The following is a 20,211-nucleotide window of genomic DNA, read 5'->3' on the forward strand; positions in this document are numbered from 1 at the left end:
TTATGCCAACTCCTTGCTATATTTCCATTGAAGGAAAAACTCAGGGCAACATCACTGCAGGCGCGTTTACTGCAGATTCTGTCGGCAACATTTATGTACAAGGTCATGAAGACCAAATGTTGGTACAAGCATTTTCTCATGTGGTGACAGTACCGACCGATCCGCAATCAGGACAACCTTCCGGCCAACGTGCGCATAAACCATTTCGTTTTACCGTGGCATTAAATAAAGCAGTTCCCCTGCTATATAACGCATTGGCTTCCGGCGAAATGTTGCCAAAAGTTGAGCTAAAATGGTATCGCACCTCGGTAGAAGGTAAACAAGAGCACTTCTTTACCACGACACTGACTGACGCGACTATCGTGAACATCGATTGCCAAATGCCTCATTGCCAAGATCCGGCTAAAGCCGACTTCACGCAACTTATCGAAGTCTCCCTCTCTTACCGCAAAGTTGACTGGGAGCATACTGTTGCCGGGACTTCAGGTGCAGATGACTGGCGTGCACCACTCGAAGCATAAGTCATGGGTTAAACGAGTCCTTAGGGGCTCGTTTACCGTTTTAGTCTCCTACTTCCCGTGAAGGATTATTGGATGTCTATAACAAATTCAAAAAAATATCAAAGGCTGGGTGATAAGGATGGCAACTCACTGAGTGGGGATAAGACATTAACCCATGGCGGTGGCAGAACATACGCGCAAGATCTCGCTTTACAAGAGCAACATAGACAACTTATAGAGAAGATCTTAAGTGGCGACATGCAAAGTGGCTTAGTGTTTACTTGTCAGATTGGTGGATTACCCGAAGAGACTTTCCAAGTCACGCAATTCGATTTACAAGAAGGGATCTCACAACTTTTCACCCTCTCCATCCAAGCCGTCAGTCCACTCCCGGAAATTGATTTTAATGATGTGTTAGGCATGGCTTCCAGTTTGACGGTAAAGCGAGATGGCCACATTCTGCGTACAGTACAAGGTATCTTAGCAGCGGCAGAGCAAGGGAATACCGATGGGGTAAAAACCTGGTATCAATTTGTGATACGTCCTGAAATGTGGGTAATGACCCTCAAACAAGATAGTCGTATTTTTCAAGATACCACCGTCCCTCATATTCTTGAGACATTACTCAATGAGTCTCACATTAAATATGATAAACAGCTTTATCACCCAGAAGAGCATTTGCAGCGCGCCTACACCACTCAAAAACGAGAAACAATGTATGACTTTTGGTGCCGTTTAGCCGCAGAAGAAGGGATTAATTTTTGGTTTGAAGAAGGCCCACAGTTATTTTATAGCGACCGACATTTGGGCATGAGAGCGGGGATATCCTTAACCTATAACCCACAATCGGATACAGATATCACCGATAGCACCGCCACAACGTGGCGCTATGTTGAACAACTCTGTAGCGATATTCGCGTTGATAAAGATTACAATCAACTTAGACCTTCCTACCCCTTAAGCCATCAAGTCACAGGAGAGGTTCATCAACAACATGAAATATTTGAAAGTTATGGACGCTTTGAAGAAGATGCACAGGGACAACCCTTTAATCAGATACGTTATGAACAATCACAAAATCAGCGTCAAGTAGGCTCTGCGACCACAAACTGCATTGAATTAGCGCCGGGGCGTATTTTTACCTTGTCTAACCACCCCAGTGCACGCATGAACACCACATGGCAGGTGATTAGTATCTCACATCACGGTGTGCAACCTCTTGCCGACAACAGTGGCGGTGAAGGGACGCAATTGAGTAATCAGCTTTCCTTTGTGCCGAGTACTCAAGAGTGGCGCCCACCTTACCGTTTTAAACCTACCGCCGATGGTGATGAATTAGCCACTGTCGTCGGCCCGCCGGGCGAAGAAATCTATACCAATGAGCAAGGTGCCGTTACGGTCTATTTTCATTGGGATAGGCGTGGTAAACCAGACCATAGTGCATCATGCTGGGTAAGAGTCGCTCAAGGTTGGAATGGGGACGGATTTGGCTTTATGGCTATTCCTCGTGTTGGGCAAGAAGTGATTATCTCTTATTTAAACAATGATATAGATAAACCGATTATCACCGGATGTACCTATAATGGTCGCAATCGTTCCCCCATTGATTTACCTAAACATAAAACCCGTACCACATTTCGCACCAAAACCCATAAAGGTGACGGGTTTAATGAATTGCGCTTTGAGGATAAAAATGGCGATGAGGAAATTTATCTTCATGCGCAGAAAAATTTAGCAATCAATGTACTGAATTCACGCGGTGAACGTATTAATTATGACCGAACGACAAGCATTGGGCATGATGATGAATTGGTTGTTGCTAATAACAGAACGGTAACTGTTGAAGGAAACCAAGCTCACAAAACAACAGGTAACTTTCAAAATAAAATAGAGGGTGATCAACATATTTCTATTAGTGGTGATCTTGTTGAAGCCGTTCAGGGTGTTGTAAGTACCGATGCTCAAGGTGATATCACACTACAAAGTAGCAGTAAAATCACCTTAAAAGTGGGAGGAAGCTTTGTCGTTATTCACAGTGGTGGAGTGGACATTAAAGGACCTTCAATTAATTTAAACTCGGGGGGAAGCCCTGGTGATATTTTACAAGCGACTAATCCTGCCGTACTCAAAGCCGCTGCTAGTAGTGGTGCCGTCTTCGTTGCTCATTGTCCGATGAAAGAAGGGCAAGAGGAGGCTGAACATGATTAAACCTGAAACTTGCTATGCCATTATTGATGCAGCTTCAGAGCCAGATATATTTAACATGCTTGCAGAGTATGAACCACCTGCCAGTTGTTTATATAGTGAACCAATACAACCAGAGGTTGAATCATTAGCGCCTTATTTAGTAGAAGCGACTGAAGAAGTTCAACGTTGGCTTAGTCAGCGAGAAACCCCTTGGGGAATTTATGTTTATACGCATGCGACAATGTATGAACTACGGCAACATTTACGTAAATATTTGATGGTCATGATCCCCGGGCAAGAAAAACCGGTATTCTGGCGTTTTTATGATCCTCGCAATGTATGGGATGTTCTTGGAACATTTGATAATTGGCGATTACATGTCTTTTTAGGGCCGATTAGCCAATTAAAAACATTATTGTGGGGTGATGAGATTGTTTCACGTTTTGAGCGAGAGCGTCGAGGTTTTCCCGATAATGCCAAACTTGGGGGCAAGTTGCTGAAGTTTACTGATTCAGAAATGGAATTGTTATCTGAACAAAAAGTGAAGTTATTGACTTCAAAGGTAACGCTATTTTTTGTTAGGGCAACAGAAAAGTACAATACACCAAATAGTGAAATAGATATTGATGAATTAGTTTGGCAGACAATCTGTAATCCTAAGATACTTTCTTTAAAATATTTTACGGAAAATTTATGTCATGAAAAAACATGGGAATATTATTTTGATTATGCCCAAAAAGTATTGAATATCTGTTATGAGTACAATATTAAACACAATAAAGCTATAAGTTTATTTTCCTATCTTATAGTTTATTCGGATATATATGATATCAGCCTTATACCAGATTATTGGTATAACATCCTATCAACTCCAAATTCAACAGACTTTTATAAAGTTGAAAAATTATCCATGACGCTGATAGATAAAATTCCAGCTTTTTATAGACAGATATAGTTACTCAAGGAGATGGTTCATGTCTAAAGAATATCCCGAAGTTGTCTGCGATTGTCAATTACCTGATGACTGCACTCTTGAGGTAGAAATTGAATTTGGAAATCAAAAAGAAACTTATCGACAAAAAGGCTTTAGTAAGAAATTCTTTCATTTGATTGATTTTAATGGAAAATATAGCACTATAGTAGCAGAGGCATTCGATTTTGATCATCTATTAGATTCAAAAAAAGAGCCAAGCTCTTTTTTACCAGAAATATTAGTCCCCTTAAAAGTCAACGCATATTCTAAAATGTGTGTTTCTAACAATCCTGAATGTCCTGTAGGTAATTTATATGGAGATATAGCTTATAATTCTGGTGAACAGCTTAATTATAATAGTAAATTAACACAGATATCCACAATAACTAATTCACGACCAGTAAAGGTAGAAAAACACTCTTTCATTGATAATATTACCCCTATAAAACCCATGGATACTTCTTTAGTTTATACAAAACAACTACATGGTTTTGGTTCAGAGGTGATAGATCCTTTCGAAATTTTTAATCAACTTCTTGTGGATGTATGGCAAGATGTAAATCATGGATTTTCATTCGAACGATTACGGCATGTTCAAAAATATCAATTATCTTTTTCAGAGTGTGGTCATAAACCTTTAAAGAAAAAAGTGCATGATGCTGCATATGCTTTAGCTCCAATAGGAACACTTTATTCACAAGCTATTCGAACTGGAAAGTTCCTATATGAAACTATTGGAACAAAATTTATTTTTTACACTACATTTTATTTAGTTTTACAACAAGAAACTAAAATTGATTTAAAAATTTCGTTTAAAGAAAAGACAGAAGCACAAAGTGATAAAGAAAGAATCAAGTTAACTACCGCTAATAATGAAGCGCTAGGAAGGAATCGTTCAAAACCAAGAAGTGGTTGGACAAAATCAGGTACAGAACTTTGTAAATCAAGTATTACATTAAAAGGTTATATATCACATACTCTTGGTATGGATAAAATAAAATGGAATTATGAAAAAAATCATGAATATTCAAAATTAAAAAAGAAAAAGGATCTTTCTATACTTGAGAAAATAAATAAAGGTGTAGATAGTTTTAATAAAATCTTATCATCAGTACCAGATAAGAGTCCAAATAAATATGAAAAGCAAGAATACGACCTAGTAAAATTCGAGCTTATTTACCCTACCATAGAAGCGTCTCTAGAGAGGAAATTAGCGTTAATAAAAAATGATCAAATAAAACCTAAATATGAAATTTATATTGGTGGAAAACCATTCTTTGGCTTTAAATTTACTTTTGATATGATTCAAGCATTTGCAGCTTATTTTGGAATTAATTCAATTGTAACGGTTATTCGTGAGAAAGGAACTGAGGATGAAGAAGAGGTAAAACGAGGCGAAGATGGTGCTTTTATCGGTGCTCAATTAGATTTAATATTTAATGTATCATTAAACTGTGGATTAAAATATAAAACAGATGATGAAGGTATAACAAAATTTGATCAAGAAGGTAGCGGTGTTGAATTACCTTTTAAAATAAGTTGTGAAACTAATATACGTGGTGGTTTTCAATACTATGGTATTTCTGGTTTTTTTAAAGCAGAAGCAAAAGTAGAAACAACACTAAAAGCAGGATGGGCTCCTAGTGGAAATGGTGAAATAGTTTTTTACCATGAAGGAATAAAAGCTTATGCTAGTGTGGAGTATGGAATAGGATTATCTATCGAAAAGGATGAAAAAATCGATGGAGTAGAATTTGGTAGCGATAAATCTAATTCAAAAATTAATATCAGTGATAAACCATATGATAAGGAATGGATTATTCTTGATCCTTTACCTAAAGATAAATCAACATATCGCTGGCAACCTTTTAATTAGTAACCACAAACATACAAGTGAGGGAAAATGAGTCATTATTCATTATTTAAAAATTCTTTATGTATTGCCATTTCCATAATGGCGTTAAATTTTAGTGGAGTCACTATGGCAAAAAATACCATGAATGATATTTATGTTATTAATTTATCCTCAAATAATGCAGTTTGTGGCGTAAAAATTAATGAAATGTTAGTAATGCATAATAAAAAATACCCTAAAGGTCATTATTCCGCTGGTCAAAATATCTCTAGCGTGCTTGAAAATGGGAAAAATACCTTAGGTATAATTATGTTTAATGGATCTGTTTTTACTGGTGAAGAAAAACTTACCCCTGATATGTGGTGTGAAGTCGAACTTAAGAAATTATCTGCAAATGGCGATAACACCTTAATATCGGGACTTAGGTTAAACGGAAATAATGACGGGAAAATGGTGGTCTCGGATAAATATCAAAATAACAGTGAGCAAATCTATTTTGGTGGTCCCAGTCGAAAAAGTGAATATAACCTTTTAGAAGCAAAAAAACAATTTAATATACAGGACCTCCCCCAATGGCAATGGGAAAAAGCAACTCCCGTTACTGAGGACGATATTCCTAAAATTCGTGCTTTTTATACCGAACTACGACAAGCATTTATCGATAAAAATCTAGATAAATTAAAAACTATGGGGAAAATATCATGGGAAGAAATGGCCTATGCCGATAATGGCTCTCCTGATATCTTTTGGAAATCGCTTAATTTTCAAGAACGATTAGAACAAGGATATAAACCCAATACTATTAATTGGGATGAATATACTTTTGTTACTTATAACGACAATCGAGTCTTTCGCTATGAGGTTGGTTTTAGCCGATTATCCCCCATTGAATTAATCAACTCTGAAGGGGATAATTATTTTTATAACCCTTACCTTTCTATTATTGATGGAAAAGTGACTATTGTCCGATAAGGTGCCTCTTTTATGCCTACCATTATTCTTATAGGTGACTCGGATACAGGCCATGATCATCATGGCCCTACCAAAGTCATCACAGGTTCATCAACAGTAAAAGTTGATGGTAAAGCGGTTGCTCGGCTAGGAGATACGTTAACCCCTCATGGAGAACATTCTAGAACGATAATCAGTGGCTCAAACAGTGTATTTATCGACGGGAAACCCGCTGCCCGAGCAGGGGACACTATTAGTTGTGGTGGGGTACTTATCGGTAACGCATCCGTTAAAGTTGGTTAAATTTTAATAAAATAACGCCCTTTAGCCTTATACATCTTTATTCTCACGTTGAAATTTGATGGATCAAAATATGAAATATCATTCCTTATTAAAAAATTTATTTTATGCAACATTTTCCATAATGGCGTTAAATTTTAGTGGCGTCACTATGGCACAAAATACCATGAATGATATTTATGTTATTAATTTATCCTCAAATAATGCACTTTGTGGTGTAAAAATTAATGAAATTCTGGTTACAGATAATACAAAAAATCCTAAAGGTAATTATTCTACCGGACAAAATATATCTAGTATATTAACTAATGGGAAAAATACCTTAGGTGTAATTATGTTTAATGGGTCGGTTTTTACTGGTGAAGAAAAACTTACCCCTGATATGTGGTGTGAAGTCGAACTTAAGAAATTATCTGCAAACGGCGATAGCTCCTTAATATCGGGACTTAGATTAAACGGAAATAATGATGGGAAAATGGTGGTCTCTGATAAATATCAAAATAACAGTGAGCAAATCTATTTTGGTGGCCCCAGTAGAGATAGTGAGTATGATGTTTTAGAAGCAAAAAACCAATTTAATATACAGGGTCTCCCCCAATGGCAATGGGAAAAAGCGACTCCCGTTACTGAAGACGATATTCCTAAAATTCGTGCTTTTTATACCGAACTACGACAAGCATTTATTGATAAAAATCTAGATAAATTAAAAACTATGGGAAAAATATCGTGGGAAGAAATGGCCTATGCCGATAATGGCTCTCCTGATATTTTTTGGAATTCTTTAGAGTTTAAAGAATTACTCAAGGATGGATATAAACCCTCAGATATAGATTGGAATCGATACGAATTAAATACCTATAACAATAACCGTTTGTTTCGCTATGAAATAGGATTTAGCAGATTATCGCCAATAAAACTTGTTAATCCTGAAGAGAGAACATTTCATTATAATCCTTACCTTTCTATTATTGATGGGAAAGTGACTATTGTCCGATAAGGTGCCTCTTTATGCCTACCATTATTCTTATAGGTGACTCGGATACAGGCCATGATCATCATGGCCAATACACTTTAAAGTCACACCATTACTCACAATTCCCTATAGAGTAATATTTATCAAAGATAACAATATACTTACGACTTTTTTGACTTATGCGCAGATCTTTAATTTGTTGATTGGGTAATAAATAAAATACATAAGGCTCTGAGTCATCATCACCATCACAATTTTGATGTAACAAAACCCTAAAATAAGTATTGCCTGTATTTTTTAATATTCCTTGATTAATATTTAAATCATATTTGAAATCTGGATCTTTAGGTCTAACAACAAAATAGGTTTCTAAACTTACTGTGGGGTAGAACAGTGGTTGTTTTTTTTGCCCTTCATCATTTCTTATATCAAGTGGCGTTTCACTAATAATAATTTTATAATAACGTTCTTTCTCATCCGCCTCTCCTCGATAGAAAATTTTGAAAAATTCCTGCTCCCCGGGTAATAGAATTTTTTTAAGGGGAGTAAAAAGAATTTCTCCATTCTGAATAGGTGTGCCCTGCTCTTGATAACCCGGCCTATCAATTTGGTAAGCACTAAATGTATATAAATTGGTTTTTTTAGTATCATTAATATAGGGCTTAGAAAAGAAGGATTCCCCCGACTCCATAGAGGAAATATCTGCACTAATATAAAGTGCATATGCATGGTGATAAAAGAAGACTAACAACATCCCGCAAAGTATCTTAAACCAAGATATTAGTTTCATATTAAAATTTCAGTATTCGTTATAATAGAAAGCGACTTAAATAAAAAAACCAGTACGTTCTTATCAGTCGCCATAACATAAAAATAATCAACTTTAGTTAATATCAGGCCCAGTCCATATAGCCTTAACCGTTACCGTTCCACTGGCTGAGACTGTTCCTAGCCAATCAATACCATCTAAAGTGAAAAATGAGTTAGCATCATTCATTGGAAAAGATAAATCTAGGTTCGTTCTATAAAAAGAGCCTAAGTCTTCATCAGGTCTATCCCATGGTGTTTCTGTCCATAACGCATTTTTTAATGAAATTTCATGACTATCACAACTCGCTCTATATTTTGCATCCGTACCATCACTATTTTTAAATGAGAGATAAGCCGGAAAAGGCACATTAAGTCGGTTATCACTGGAAGAGAATAAACAATAAGATTGCCCTTTTAATGTTGTTTGTGGCCCTTCTACAGATGCAGTAATAGAGTCGGCTTGTCTGGGGCCACTGGTGGTAACAATATAGTTAAACTCAATGGGTGGCTCTTCATTACCCACTTTTCCCGTTTTAGATTGATGAGGGTTAAAATCCGCAGGGATAATGCTTATGCCATAATCTCTCGGTTTCAGGATAAGTGTATTTGAGGGGGTGAACTCATAATACCCAGATTGAGGCACCGCTGTATTGGTAAATGAAAAGGTAAAAAAGTCTTGGCTATTTTTAAAGTCGACATTACTAGAGACGAGTCTTTTTAAAAAGGTATTAGATAAAAAGATAGAAACATTTTTATTATTAACTTTAAAATAATAATTAGCGGGATATGTTGTATTATAATTATACCAGTTATTACTGCCATCATCGGGGCCAATTTTTATTGTATTTGCCGCTGGCGTAAAAGGGATCAGTGTATTATTAATTTTTAAATTAAGCCTAATATTGGTAAATATATCCCCAGTAGTTTCATGATCAATCACCTGACAAATAATACCATTTTGGTTTGATACAATACCCACTCGGCAAAACTGAGAGCCTAAGCCAATCGTGGGATTACCGTTACTATCAATAAATATTTCTTGTAAAGCTCCCGTTGAGGTCAGTTTTATATGCCCAGACTTAGTGATATTAAACTCATGTGATGCAAGCATTCTTCCGCCGATACTTTGGCAAGATTCGCCTTTACTGGGATCATAGTCTGTTTTTGTCATACAGGCTCTATAACTATAGGTCTCTACAGTGCCGACAGGCAATTGGCGAAAATACAGGTATGCCGAATCACTAAATATCCCCCGAGCATAAGCCGATTCACCGTTAGTATTAGTCTGAACTATTTTATAAGCCCCGTCTTTACCTATATATTGCGCAGGCCAATAGCCACTATCATCTGTACAATAACGCCTCATACATCGGTTACCCACAAATGGCTTATCTATTTGAGAATTTTCTAGCCAAATATCGACATATTGATTGGCCTGAATAGATGTATTGGTATACCCCATATAACCTAAACTGAGCTGTGAAGATTTTGAATAACGCGTATATTTATTGGCACCCGAAAAACGCGGATCGGTTGTTCTTGGGGTAATAAAATATTCATTATCCACATTATTCTCAATAAAAACGTAACTATTAGTTACCGTAGCGGCTTGACTGGTTGTAGACAGCGATAAATTTAAAAGACAAGGTGCTACGAGTAAAAAAAATATTTTGCTATTCATAATAAAGTTCTCGTTATCTTTTTACGAAACTAGACTGAGGTTGACAAGTTACCTCTCCAACCCACATTGCTCCTTGTGCCCCTTTAAGATCTAAGTCTGCTTCACAGATTGTTTGCTGATCTTCTTGTAGTAACGAGATCACCGGATAACGGACATCTACATCCATTGAAAACTCACCATTTTGATCTGTTTTAGTTCGACCAATATGGTTTCGAATTGAAGCATATTTTAAAAGTTCACCATTAGGGGATTTCAGACGTCCGAAAACCGTGACTAATTGCCTCACTTCCGGTTGATAAAAGGCAATATTTCCTGGATACAATGTGATGGATTTATTTCGGCCAGAAATAATGTCAAAGCTGTCTTTCGATTTGCCATCATTCATCAATTGGATGTCATAATCTGAATAAGGAGATAATGGAATAAAGGTATTTTTTCCACTAATCGGGTAATTTTGCCCGTTAACTTTAGCGAGCATACTGCCACTACCTTTAATATCTGAATTGATAATAATGCCAGATTTACCTTGTTGACCACTGGGTGTGATCATCCCTTCACTATAAGCTATAGAGCCACGAGAAGTTAAATTACCATTGAGTCGTTTATTATCAGGGCGATTAATGGTCACCGTACCAGAGTTATACTTCGTATCATAAGAAGCGTAACCTAGTGTTGAGAAGTCAGATTCACCATTATCTTTATCATGTACTAACTTAGAAACAGAAACGCCCGCATTAGTGATCACGGAGTTTTCAAAATTCTTATTCACATAAATATTGGCTTTTACATTGCCATTGGTTGAAGAGATCCCAGTACTTAACCACGTTGAAAGAGGTAAAGAGAAATCAAGATTAATAAATTTTTCATTAGTGCTATTTTGATTATCATAATGATAACGCTGAACCCCAGCTCTTAATCCTACCGTGCCATAACGTCCCGAAAATAATGTATTTGCATATTCATAATTAATAGAATCACTACCAACTCGCTTATCTTTGGTATTGCTGATAGTAAATGAACCCGTTCTATCCATTATCTTATCGAAATTAATAGTTCCTCCATAAGAGTAACTGTCTGCCTCATATAGCGGTAAATCACCTCTTACGATAGTTTTCTCTTTAGATGCCCATAATGAACCATAGCCTTCAGGGATATTAATAGAAAGCGTACTAATATTACGGTGACTACCATGATTCTCTAACATTCCTTGCCAAGCAATAGAAAGGTAGTTATTTACCGCTACACTGATATTCGTCTCCTGTACAATAAATTTATCAAATCCATAGTTAGACATTTGAAAACGAATACCGGATAACACAGGAAAGTTATAAGCAAAAGAGCTACCGATTAAATAACTTTTTTCGGGAGTTTGGTTATAAGAGCCACCCTCTTTGATATAATGACGTTTATCAAAATCAATATAGCCACCATAAATTTCCCAATTTAATTGGTCAAAATTACCGTTAGCGGTACCAAAAGACTTATTAATGGTTTGATGTTGTGTTGTCACTACCTTGCCATCAATAACGGTTTCAATCGTTACTTCATAAATACCATAAGGCAACATGCTGGTATCAACTTCAAAATTACCCATCGGGAAATTTTGAATATTTAATAATTTACCTTGGCGATAAATACGAACTTCACCAGGACTATTTAAAAAAGCATAAATCGGAGTTAATGATTGCTGTTTATTCACCACCCTACTTGATGAATTATTCCCGATTGATGCTGCATAAATTTTACTGCTGCTCAATACTGTTAAGCTGGCTAAGGACTGTAAATTCCAAGTGCTCATTAACCCGATAGCAAAACGCAATCCATTAAAATCACGTTCATACATTGCTCTATAGAGTTCAATATTGGAATTGGATTTACCTATACTGTAGGCAGATGCATTAATATTAAAATGGTGTTCAGCTTTAGCTAATAACGTGTCTAAATTAAAGTAGCTACTGGATGAATCTTGGGCGTTTTTAACACGACTTTGAAAGACGCCCAAATCATAGTTGGCCACAGCAGAAAATGAATTAACAGATGAATTTCCTAATATGGATTGTCTAGCATGTTCTTTGGGTGCAAAAGCTGACTTATCAACATCTAATGATAAATTAAATGAAGAGACATTTAATTGAAGAACAGCATTACTATCAATAGCTATACTATTATTTTCATTAAAGATAGCATTTTTTTTACTTTCAATTTTATCAACTAATAACTGATTTAGTGTTGCGCCTTGATTATTTTCGATTAATTGAATACTTGATAGTTTTATTTTATCATTATCGATAACAATAATCGCATCTGCAATTTTCTTTTCACTTTGGTTTTGTTTATTTGCATCATTAAGTCGTAAGAAAACGGGCACCGACATACCTTCCTCTAAAGCATTAACAAATGCCGGAGGAATAATATATCCGCCCACTTTAATTCTTTTTATTTCATTAGCATTAATCGTATTCGAAAAAATAATACCTAATATTGATAAAGCGATAATACTCTTACGCATGATTTAGCCCATTCTTTATTTTTTATTTGACAACAATGAACTCTCCTTTGTGCCAAATGCCTACGCTAGATTTTTTATTTGTGAGATCGACAAGTTGTAATTTAACGGCTAAATGTGGCATAAGGTAATAACGCTCGCGACACATTCCCTCCACACCATATTGTTGTTTTTCTGCTAGACAAGGGCCTGAAGCCACAACACGAAATGAACTATTACCGATATTAGAAACTTTATTATCATGATACTGATAATTAAAATTTTCAATTCTGGGTGCAACCACTAAAATTGTACTAATAGTTGCAGATATTGTTGCTGTCGCTGATTTTGAGCTTTGTGTTATACCATTTTCAGCAATAGGATCATCTTTCCAATTTAATCGATAATAACGCTCTTTATCATCCTTAGGCCCTTGATAAATGATTTTAAATACATCACTTGCATGACCGGGAAGAATCAGATTAGCCGGTGTTGATAAAATTTCATTGGGATCAGTAACCGGAATAACTTTCCCATTTTCAAGTGGTGAGTCTAATTTTTCTATTGTCAAATTGACTAATCTTGCCGTATTTACTGTATTTTCAATTTCTTTGGCAAGAGTACTTTCATCAGAAGATATTATCTCTGTTATATTACCTACATTTACTGCAAAACTATTTTTTAATGGAAACCACAATAATAAAAAAAGGATTAATTTTATCTTATTCATAATAGTCAGTTTCTAAAAATAAATAACGATAAAGATATTACTTCCCTATAGTATCTTTATCGTAATATCAATTAGCCAATAAAGGAGAATTAAGGTTCTGGATTAGGTTTAACGGTAGAAAAGTCACCATCCCAAGTGGCAGTAAATTGCACTTTTACATCACCATCCCAGACACCATCAGCCAGTGATTTAAAATCGGCTGTTGCTCCTGCTGCTTGTGCACTGGCAATTACAAAAGTGAATTCACCACGATCTGTAGCGCGCTCAGAACCATTGTAAATACCATCAGCAGCTAAATTATCTAAACCTGAGGTTAACCCTTTTGATGTATCAATTAACACGACATCAGTTGTTTTAGAAAGGTCTTCCCCATTCCATTTAACACCAACTGTTAATGTTGAATCATCAGTTGTTCTTGCTAACGTATTAGCAATCAGTTTTGATGATAATTTAAAATCGGTTGCGCCAGATTGTCCTTGAATAGCAATATCAAATGCACCATTTTGTTGGTTAAATGATTTTTGGCCTTCAGCATAATTAAAAGTCAGACTTTTTAATGGAGTGACAACTAACATACTGGTTGTATCTTTAATTGCAGTTGCTTGCCAAGTCGCGGTTGCTTGTGCAACACGAGTATCTGCATTAGCAGCCGTAGCAAAAGAAGCAGCAATAATTGTTGATAGCATCACCGATGCTATTTTTTTATTTAACATATTATTCTCTCTAATTTTGATTTATAAAAAACAATTACATAGTATAAAAAACACCTTTAATTGTGCTTTTTATAAAATATAATCAATAAAATAATTGTAATGATAATTATTTTATGTGATTTATTAATTTTTAATGTAATTAAAAGTTATTTATGAAGTTTTTTGTTTGACAACCTTTCCATAAAATATATTTCTTTTTATTATCGACTTTGTTTATTTCTCTCTCATCGGAAAACTCATTTTCAAGATATTTAAATACATCTACCCATTTTTTATCTAAAATTAATAAAAAATTTGCTAATTGATCAACGGTAATTGCAGTAGCTCCTATTTCATATCGTGAAATTTGTTGTTGGCTAACATTCATCAATCTTGCCAACTGCTTTCCTGTCATATTTTTTTCTTTACGTGCTTTTCTTAAAAAAATACCAACATGACCACTAATCATATTAGATTTCATTAATTACACTCCAATAGAAAATTGTTAACTAAACATTTCATTTAAATCAATCATAAATATATAAAAATAAGAGTAAAAACGTTTATACCGATCGAAGTTAGTTAACTTAATAGCTACAACCTATCAAATATTGGTTATTGATCGATTTAATTTATTAGCTTACGCAAATAATTTGTATTTAAAAGAAAAGATTTTTATTAATTATATGATAATTAAATAAATTAAGTCTTTAATTAAAAAATAATTTAAAAAATATATTTTTTATAGAATTGCAGAAAAATAAAGAATAATGCATTATTGATATAGCCTAATTGATATATTTGATCATATACATTTACAATTTGTTACATAATTCATCAAATAGCGATTTAAGTACTAATAATTAGAGTACTATAATACTCTGATAAAAGCGCATTTCTGGTTGAATATCCTGTAATCATACTCATGAAGAACACTTAAGCCCAAAAATAGCACTTAATCAAAGAATTAGTATCAATATATTTGTAAAGTAATCACATGATTTTAAATATCTTTTTTAATTCTATTAATACTAATATAAAGTGTAAAAACACATTTTAATGAAAATAGAGATCAATTTTAATAAGTAATTATAATTACAGACTGACTAGATTATTGATTTAGATCAATAATAGCATTCTGTTATTATATTTTTATATATCTTTAACGGTAATTAAATGCCTAAGAAGTTATTTTAATAAAAATAATATATATAATTATGCAAAAATATTTTTCTTTGCATTAATAATATGGCAAGAAGTTTATCAATATATCGATTATAAAGATGATGTCGATTTACATGAATAATTAGCTGAATGGGAGGCTTTTTATAATTGTCATCGCCCTCACTCAGCGCATGCTGGTAAAACACCGTATGAAGTGTTAAAAAATAAGCTTAGTCTTTAAGACTAAACGTCATCCGAGATTCTGAGTGACACAGCGTAGAGATTTTTATCTAAGAACATTCTATCCGTAGTGGTAATTTCACTTATTTTTAGAGGATGGTAAATACACTACTTATCTTATTATCTTACTTACCTTTTTTTAGCAAATCTTTCAATGCCTCAATATTTGCCCTTTCCCCTTCGGTTTCTTTTAATCGACGACGTTTTTGAGCATAAATATCAAATATCTCTTTGGCTTTTTCATCAGCGGCTTTCTTACTAATTCCACCTGCGCCTTGTAATACATCACGGTCATTGAAACTTAAAAACTGATCTAGCTTAGTATCCCAATCTTGTAAAAAAACTTGCTTACGGCGCAGCGCTTGGTCTTCAGCAAAATCCAGCCACATATTGACGATACGGTTTAATTCTTTCAGCTCATTTTCGCGTAGATAATTCTTCGCAATCGTGACATCGGTTTTACGCACCTCATCAAATTTATAGCTGGTTAAGCCCATATCCGGCTGACTGGCATCTGCGCGACTAGCTATAAGCTCCGCAGCAGTCATGCCAGTACAAGCAAAATGCAGTTTGTTTTGGATAGATTGGAAGAAACGAGTTGTTTCTTTATTGGATGGTTCGTAATCCGCTGCCATGGTGAAGATCTCTTTCACCCGTAAATATACCCGCCGCTCACTGGCACGAATATCACGGATGCGTTCGAGCATCTCATCAAAGTAATCCGGTACGACTGACTGACCGATAGGCGGGTTTTTCAGCCGTTCATCGTCCATCACAAACCCTTTAATCAGATACTGTTCCAGCGTTTGCGTTGCCCACTGACGAAACTGAGTACCACGGACAGAGCGGACACGGTAGCCAATGGCAAGGATCATTGAGAGATTGAAGTATTTTACATTGTACTGCTTAGCATCATCCGCAGTTGTTCGGTAAAACCGAACAACTGAATCTTCGACTAACTCACCCTCAGTAAAAATATTGCGAATATGCTCACTAATCGTGGACTTAGCTTTACCGTAAAGCTCACAAATCGAGGATTGAGATAACCACAACGTATCAGACTCAAAGCGGCATTCGACACGAGTTTGACCATCTTCACTGCGGAACAAAATAAATTCACCCTGTGGTGCTTCAGGAAGATTATCACTCATTACATGGCCTCCGCTCTATACGTTATGCATAAACTGTGAACAACAATATAGCATATTTAACAAAAAAATAAGGCCACCAGCAAATAGATAGCAAGCACATTATTTTATGAAAAAACAATGTAATACGATCCCCGATACTATCCATCTTTCTGAATAATATTCGTACATTTTTCAGTCATCACCCATAGCGCCTTATGCAATTTACTATCACTATCAATACCATTCACCGAACATGTACGAGTATGCTTACTTTTCACATATCTGCCTAATAGCACTCCTGTGAGTCAATTCTCTTGCAAACGTTTTAACATTTGTTGAACTAAAAATAGCTTAATAACTGATCATTAAGGGATTGATTGAGTTTTGGGAGGTGTAATGAACTTAAGTGGCGGAAGATCACAGGAGTCGAACCTGCCAAGGACCGCTGGCGGCCCCATCTGGATTTGAAGTCCAGCCGCCCCACCGGGGACGATGATCTTCCATATAGGATTATTTGTATGAAATAACATGATGATTATACGCTGAAATAAAATCATTCCCAAGTGCACTAAATCAATAAAACCTCTTTCAAAGAAAATAATCCCGCTTTTGAGTAAAAAAACTGATAATTAACGCGATACTATTGAACTTATGCACTTTCATCCTCATCTTATTACCTATGACGAATAAACTCAGTGATGTATGCCATGTCACTGTAAACCCAGATACAGGATGTTTTTTATGTCAAATCCATTACTTAGCACAACGGGATTACCTGCATTTTCCCAGATAGAACCAAAACACGTTGTACCTGCCATTAAAGAAGTTTTAGCTAATTATCGTGCAACCGTAGAAAAACTTCTCGCTGACAACACCGCTTTTAGTTGGGATAATCTTTGCCAACCGTTAGCCGAAGCGGGTGATAAACTTTCTCGTGTTTGGTCTCCTGTTAGCCATTTAAACTCCGTTAAAAATAGCGCTGAATTACGCGAAGCTTACGAGCAGAGCTTACCTTTACTGTCTGAGTTCAGTACTTGGATGGGTCAGCACGAAGGATTATATCAAGCCTATAAATCTATCAAAGAAAGCGCTGATTTTGCCTTACTGACTCAACCACAAAAAAAAGCCGTTGAGAATGCATTACGTGACTTTGAATTATCCGGTATCGGTTTACCAAAAGAGAAACAACAGCGTTTTGGTGAAATCAGTGCACGCCTATCAGAACTGAGCGCCAAATTTGGTAATAATGTGTTAGATGCGACCATGGGGTGGTCTAAACTTATCACCGATGAAAGTGAACTTTCCGGTATGCCGCAAAGCGCCATTGATGCAGCCAAAGCAATGGCACAAGCAAAAGAGCAACAAGGTTATCTATTAACGCTCGATATGCCAAGCTATCTACCTGTTATGACCTATGCTGATAATCGTGAGCTTAGAAAAGAGATGAGTATTGCTTATAGCACTCGCGCCTCTGATCAAGGCCCTAATGCAGGTCAATGGGATAATAGTGAAGTGATAGCGGAAATTTTAGCATTACGCCATGAGTTAGCTCAGTTGCTCGGTTTTAAAAATTATGCCGAAAAATCACTTGCCACTAAAATGGCAGAATCACCAGAACAAGTACTTAATTTCTTAACTGATTTAGCCTCTCGAGCTCATCCTCAAGGCGAAAAAGAGCTGGCTGAATTAACGCACTTTGCCAAAACACATTATGGTGTGGAGAAACTAGAGCCTTGGGATCTGGCTTACTACAGCGAAAAACAAAAACAACATCTATTCTCCATTGATGACGAACAGTTACGTCCTTACTTCCCAGAGCACCGTGCATTAAGTGGCTTATTCGAAGTGGTTCACCGTATCTATGGTTTAACGGCTAAAGAGCGTCATGATATCGACACTTGGCACGATGATGTACGTTTCTTTGAATTATATGATGAAAGCAACACATTGCGCGGTAGCTTCTATCTTGATTTATACGCTCGTGAACATAAACGCGGTGGTGCTTGGATGGATGATTGCATTGGTAGAATGCGTCATGCTGATGGCACACTACAAAATCCTGTCGCCTATCTTACCTGCAACTTTAATAAACCAGTAGGTGATAAACCCGCACTCTTCACCCATAACGAAGTAACCACGCTATTCCATGAGTTTGGTCATGGTTTACACCACATGCTAACGCAAATTGATACCGCTGATGTATCAGGTATTAATGGCGTACCATGGGATGCGGTTGAGTTACCAAGCCAATTTATGGAAAACTGGTGCTGGGAGCCAGAAGCGTTAGCCTTTATTTCTGGTCATTATGAAACTGGCGAGCCATTACCGCAGGCTATGCTTGATAATATGCTCAAAGCAAAAAATTATCAGTCTGCGATGTTTGTATTACGCCAACTAGAATTTGGTCTGTTTGATTTCCGCCTACACGCTGAATATGATCCGGCTAAAGGTGCTCGTATCATGGAAATACTAAATAGCGTAAAAGAGAAAGTCTCGGTAGTACCTGCAACACCTTGGGTGCGATTCCCTCATGCCTTTAGCCATATTTTTGCCGGTGGTTATGCAGCAGGTTATTACAGCTATTTATGGGCTGATGTACTGGCAGCTGATGCCTTCTCTCGCTTCTCTGAAGAGGGCATTTTTAATCGCCAAACAGGTCAATCATTCCTTGATAATATTTTAACCCGTGGTGGTTCAGAAGAGCCAATGGAGCTGTTCAAACGCTTCCGTGGTCGTGAGCCGAAACTTGATGCTATGCTCAAAGGCTACGGCATTAAAGGATGATATGTGAATATCTGTTTACTTTGTGAAGAAGGCGCTGATAACAGCGCCTTATCTGCTTTAGCGCAACGTTGGGGATTAATTCACGACGCCACACAAACTATGGCGTTAGTCTTAACGCCCACTCACCTTGAATTGCGTAAACAAGATGAGCCTAAACTTGGTGGGATCTACGTGGATTTTGTCGCGGGTACTATGGCTCATCGTCGTAAATTTGGCGGTGGTCGTGGTGAAGCGGTAGCCAAAGCAGTAGGTATTAAAAAGGATTATCTACCCGATGTGGTTGATGCAACAGCAGGATTAGGCCGTGATGCCTTTGTATTAGCCTCTATTGGTTGTAACGTAAGAATGGTTGAACGTCACCCTGTGGTAGCTGCATTACTTGAAGATGGCTTGAAACGCGCTTATCTCGATGCGGATATTGGTGAGTGGATGCAACAGCGTATGAAGCTCATTTATGCTTCATCTGCACAGGCTCTCACGCAAATCAGCCCTGCACCCGATGTGGTCTATCTTGATCCTATGTATCCCCATAAAACCAAAAGCGCATTAGTGAAAAAAGAGATGCGGGTATTCCAATCTCTTGTCGGTGCGGATGAAGATGCTGATGCATTATTAGCACCAGCCATGGCACTGGCTAAAAAACGAGTGGTTATTAAGCGTCCTGATTATGCTGAGCCGTTAAATAATCAACCCGCACATGCAAGTGTCACCACCAAAAATCACCGTTTTGATATCTATCCTTGTATCTAGCCATAG

At 36.5% G+C, this 20,211-nt stretch carries 16 protein-coding genes, 1 tRNA gene and 1 pseudogene; 10 read left to right on the plus strand and 8 right to left on the minus strand.

Features of this window, described 5'->3' with window-relative positions:
* Positions 1 to 2: 2 nt before the first annotated feature.
* The 7 genes from GWI58_RS13045 to GWI58_RS13075 all read left to right on the plus strand — a co-directional run bounded on the left by GWI58_RS13045 (position 3) and on the right by GWI58_RS13075 (position 7,763).
* A complete protein-coding gene (locus GWI58_RS13045; protein ID WP_004249011.1) occupies positions 3 to 521 on the plus strand; it encodes an Hcp family type VI secretion system effector in 519 nt (172 codons plus the stop codon).
* 72 nt (positions 522 to 593) lie between these two features.
* Positions 594 to 2,708: a type VI secretion system Vgr family protein gene (locus GWI58_RS13050; protein ID WP_161769259.1), complete on the plus strand. Its 2,115-nt coding sequence runs from the start codon at positions 594 to 596 to the stop codon at positions 2,706 to 2,708.
* On the plus strand, positions 2,701 to 3,642 hold the full coding sequence (locus tag GWI58_RS13055; RefSeq protein ID WP_110229600.1) for a DUF4123 domain-containing protein: 942 nt from the start codon (positions 2,701 to 2,703) through the stop codon (positions 3,640 to 3,642). Before GWI58_RS13050 ends, GWI58_RS13055 begins: the two co-directional genes overlap by 8 nt.
* A gap of 19 nt (positions 3,643 to 3,661) precedes the next feature.
* Positions 3,662 to 5,536 (plus strand): hypothetical protein, encoded by a 1,875-nt coding sequence (locus GWI58_RS13060; protein WP_161769260.1) that lies wholly within the window; start codon positions 3,662 to 3,664, stop codon positions 5,534 to 5,536.
* 105 nt (positions 5,537 to 5,641) lie between these two features.
* Positions 5,642 to 6,487, plus strand: a complete 846-nt coding sequence (locus GWI58_RS13065) for a hypothetical protein (protein WP_223852262.1) — start codon at positions 5,642 to 5,644, stop codon at positions 6,485 to 6,487.
* A gap of 12 nt (positions 6,488 to 6,499) precedes the next feature.
* Positions 6,500 to 6,769 carry a PAAR domain-containing protein gene (locus tag GWI58_RS13070; RefSeq protein ID WP_110229603.1) on the plus strand — a complete coding sequence of 90 codons (270 nt, stop codon included), beginning with the start codon at positions 6,500 to 6,502 and terminating at the stop codon, positions 6,767 to 6,769.
* 70 nt (positions 6,770 to 6,839) lie between these two features.
* Positions 6,840 to 7,763, plus strand: coding sequence for a hypothetical protein (locus GWI58_RS13075; protein WP_223852261.1), 924 nt, complete (start codon positions 6,840 to 6,842; stop codon positions 7,761 to 7,763).
* An 88-nt stretch (positions 7,764 to 7,851) separates the two neighbouring features.
* Here GWI58_RS13075 and GWI58_RS13080 read toward each other — a convergent pair whose 3' ends face one another.
* The 6 genes from GWI58_RS13080 to GWI58_RS13105 all read right to left on the minus strand — a co-directional run bounded on the left by GWI58_RS13080 (position 7,852) and on the right by GWI58_RS13105 (position 14,618).
* Entirely contained in the window at positions 7,852 to 8,529 is a 678-nt protein-coding gene (locus GWI58_RS13080) for a fimbrial protein (RefSeq protein ID WP_161769262.1), read from the minus strand.
* A gap of 93 nt (positions 8,530 to 8,622) precedes the next feature.
* Positions 8,623 to 10,230, minus strand: a complete 1,608-nt coding sequence (locus tag GWI58_RS13085; RefSeq protein WP_110229606.1) for a fimbrial protein — start codon at positions 10,228 to 10,230, stop codon at positions 8,623 to 8,625.
* Between the two features lie 13 nt (positions 10,231 to 10,243).
* On the minus strand, positions 10,244 to 12,739 hold the full coding sequence (locus GWI58_RS13090; protein WP_161769263.1) for a TcfC E-set like domain-containing protein: 2,496 nt from the start codon (positions 12,737 to 12,739) through the stop codon (positions 10,244 to 10,246).
* A gap of 22 nt (positions 12,740 to 12,761) precedes the next feature.
* Complete coding sequence (locus GWI58_RS13095) at positions 12,762 to 13,445, minus strand: hypothetical protein (RefSeq protein WP_161769264.1); 684 nt, start codon at positions 13,443 to 13,445, stop codon at positions 12,762 to 12,764.
* Positions 13,446 to 13,534: 89 nt separating this feature from the next.
* On the minus strand, positions 13,535 to 14,158 hold the full coding sequence (gene ecpA, locus GWI58_RS13100; protein ID WP_004246669.1) for a common pilus major fimbrillin subunit EcpA: 624 nt from the start codon (positions 14,156 to 14,158) through the stop codon (positions 13,535 to 13,537).
* Positions 14,159 to 14,297: 139 nt separating this feature from the next.
* Positions 14,298 to 14,618, minus strand: coding sequence for a helix-turn-helix domain-containing protein (locus tag GWI58_RS13105; RefSeq protein ID WP_004246668.1), 321 nt, complete (start codon positions 14,616 to 14,618; stop codon positions 14,298 to 14,300).
* 771 nt (positions 14,619 to 15,389) lie between these two features.
* Between GWI58_RS13105 and GWI58_RS13110 the strand changes: the two are divergent.
* Positions 15,390 to 15,567: pseudogene (locus GWI58_RS13110) on the plus strand (IS481 family transposase); the annotation flags it as partial.
* Between the two features lie 99 nt (positions 15,568 to 15,666).
* Here GWI58_RS13110 and GWI58_RS13115 read toward each other — a convergent pair.
* Positions 15,667 to 16,692 (minus strand): virulence RhuM family protein, encoded by a 1,026-nt coding sequence (locus GWI58_RS13115; protein ID WP_110229608.1) that lies wholly within the window; start codon positions 16,690 to 16,692, stop codon positions 15,667 to 15,669.
* A gap of 386 nt (positions 16,693 to 17,078) precedes the next feature.
* A tRNA-Sec gene (locus GWI58_RS13120) sits at positions 17,079 to 17,173 on the minus strand.
* A gap of 239 nt (positions 17,174 to 17,412) precedes the next feature.
* Here GWI58_RS13120 and prlC point away from each other — a divergent pair.
* Together prlC and rsmJ are read left to right on the plus strand one after the other, a co-directional pair.
* On the plus strand, positions 17,413 to 19,455 hold the full coding sequence (gene prlC, locus GWI58_RS13125) for an oligopeptidase A (protein WP_161769265.1): 2,043 nt from the start codon (positions 17,413 to 17,415) through the stop codon (positions 19,453 to 19,455).
* Positions 19,456 to 19,458: 3 nt separating this feature from the next.
* Positions 19,459 to 20,205, plus strand: a complete 747-nt coding sequence (gene rsmJ, locus GWI58_RS13130) for a 16S rRNA (guanine(1516)-N(2))-methyltransferase RsmJ (protein ID WP_110229610.1) — start codon at positions 19,459 to 19,461, stop codon at positions 20,203 to 20,205.
* Positions 20,206 to 20,211: the final 6 nt, after the last annotated feature.

The sequence above is a fragment of the Proteus sp. G2674 genome (assembly GCF_009915195.1).
GTDB classification, from domain to species: Bacteria; Pseudomonadota; Gammaproteobacteria; order Enterobacterales; family Enterobacteriaceae; genus Proteus; species Proteus mirabilis.

Coding starts and splice junctions, on each gene's coding strand:
- GWI58_RS13045 (WP_004249011.1), top strand. CDS start 3: ATGCCAACTCCTTGCTATATTTCCATTGAAGGAAAAACTCAGGGCAAC.
- GWI58_RS13050 (WP_161769259.1), top strand. CDS start 594: ATGTCTATAACAAATTCAAAAAAATATCAAAGGCTGGGTGATAAGGAT.
- GWI58_RS13055 (WP_110229600.1), top strand. CDS start 2,701: ATGATTAAACCTGAAACTTGCTATGCCATTATTGATGCAGCTTCAGAG.
- GWI58_RS13060 (WP_161769260.1), top strand. CDS start 3,662: ATGTCTAAAGAATATCCCGAAGTTGTCTGCGATTGTCAATTACCTGAT.
- GWI58_RS13065 (WP_223852262.1), top strand. CDS start 5,642: ATGGCAAAAAATACCATGAATGATATTTATGTTATTAATTTATCCTCA.
- GWI58_RS13070 (WP_110229603.1), top strand. CDS start 6,500: ATGCCTACCATTATTCTTATAGGTGACTCGGATACAGGCCATGATCAT.
- GWI58_RS13075 (WP_223852261.1), top strand. CDS start 6,840: ATGAAATATCATTCCTTATTAAAAAATTTATTTTATGCAACATTTTCC.
- GWI58_RS13080 (WP_161769262.1), bottom strand. CDS start 8,529: ATGAAACTAATATCTTGGTTTAAGATACTTTGCGGGATGTTGTTAGTC.
- GWI58_RS13085 (WP_110229606.1), bottom strand. CDS start 10,230: ATGAATAGCAAAATATTTTTTTTACTCGTAGCACCTTGTCTTTTAAAT.
- GWI58_RS13090 (WP_161769263.1), bottom strand. CDS start 12,739: ATGCGTAAGAGTATTATCGCTTTATCAATATTAGGTATTATTTTTTCG.
- GWI58_RS13095 (WP_161769264.1), bottom strand. CDS start 13,445: ATGAATAAGATAAAATTAATCCTTTTTTTATTATTGTGGTTTCCATTA.
- ecpA (WP_004246669.1), bottom strand. CDS start 14,158: ATGTTAAATAAAAAAATAGCATCGGTGATGCTATCAACAATTATTGCT.
- GWI58_RS13105 (WP_004246668.1), bottom strand. CDS start 14,618: ATGAAATCTAATATGATTAGTGGTCATGTTGGTATTTTTTTAAGAAAA.
- GWI58_RS13115 (WP_110229608.1), bottom strand. CDS start 16,692: ATGAGTGATAATCTTCCTGAAGCACCACAGGGTGAATTTATTTTGTTC.
- prlC (WP_161769265.1), top strand. CDS start 17,413: ATGTCAAATCCATTACTTAGCACAACGGGATTACCTGCATTTTCCCAG.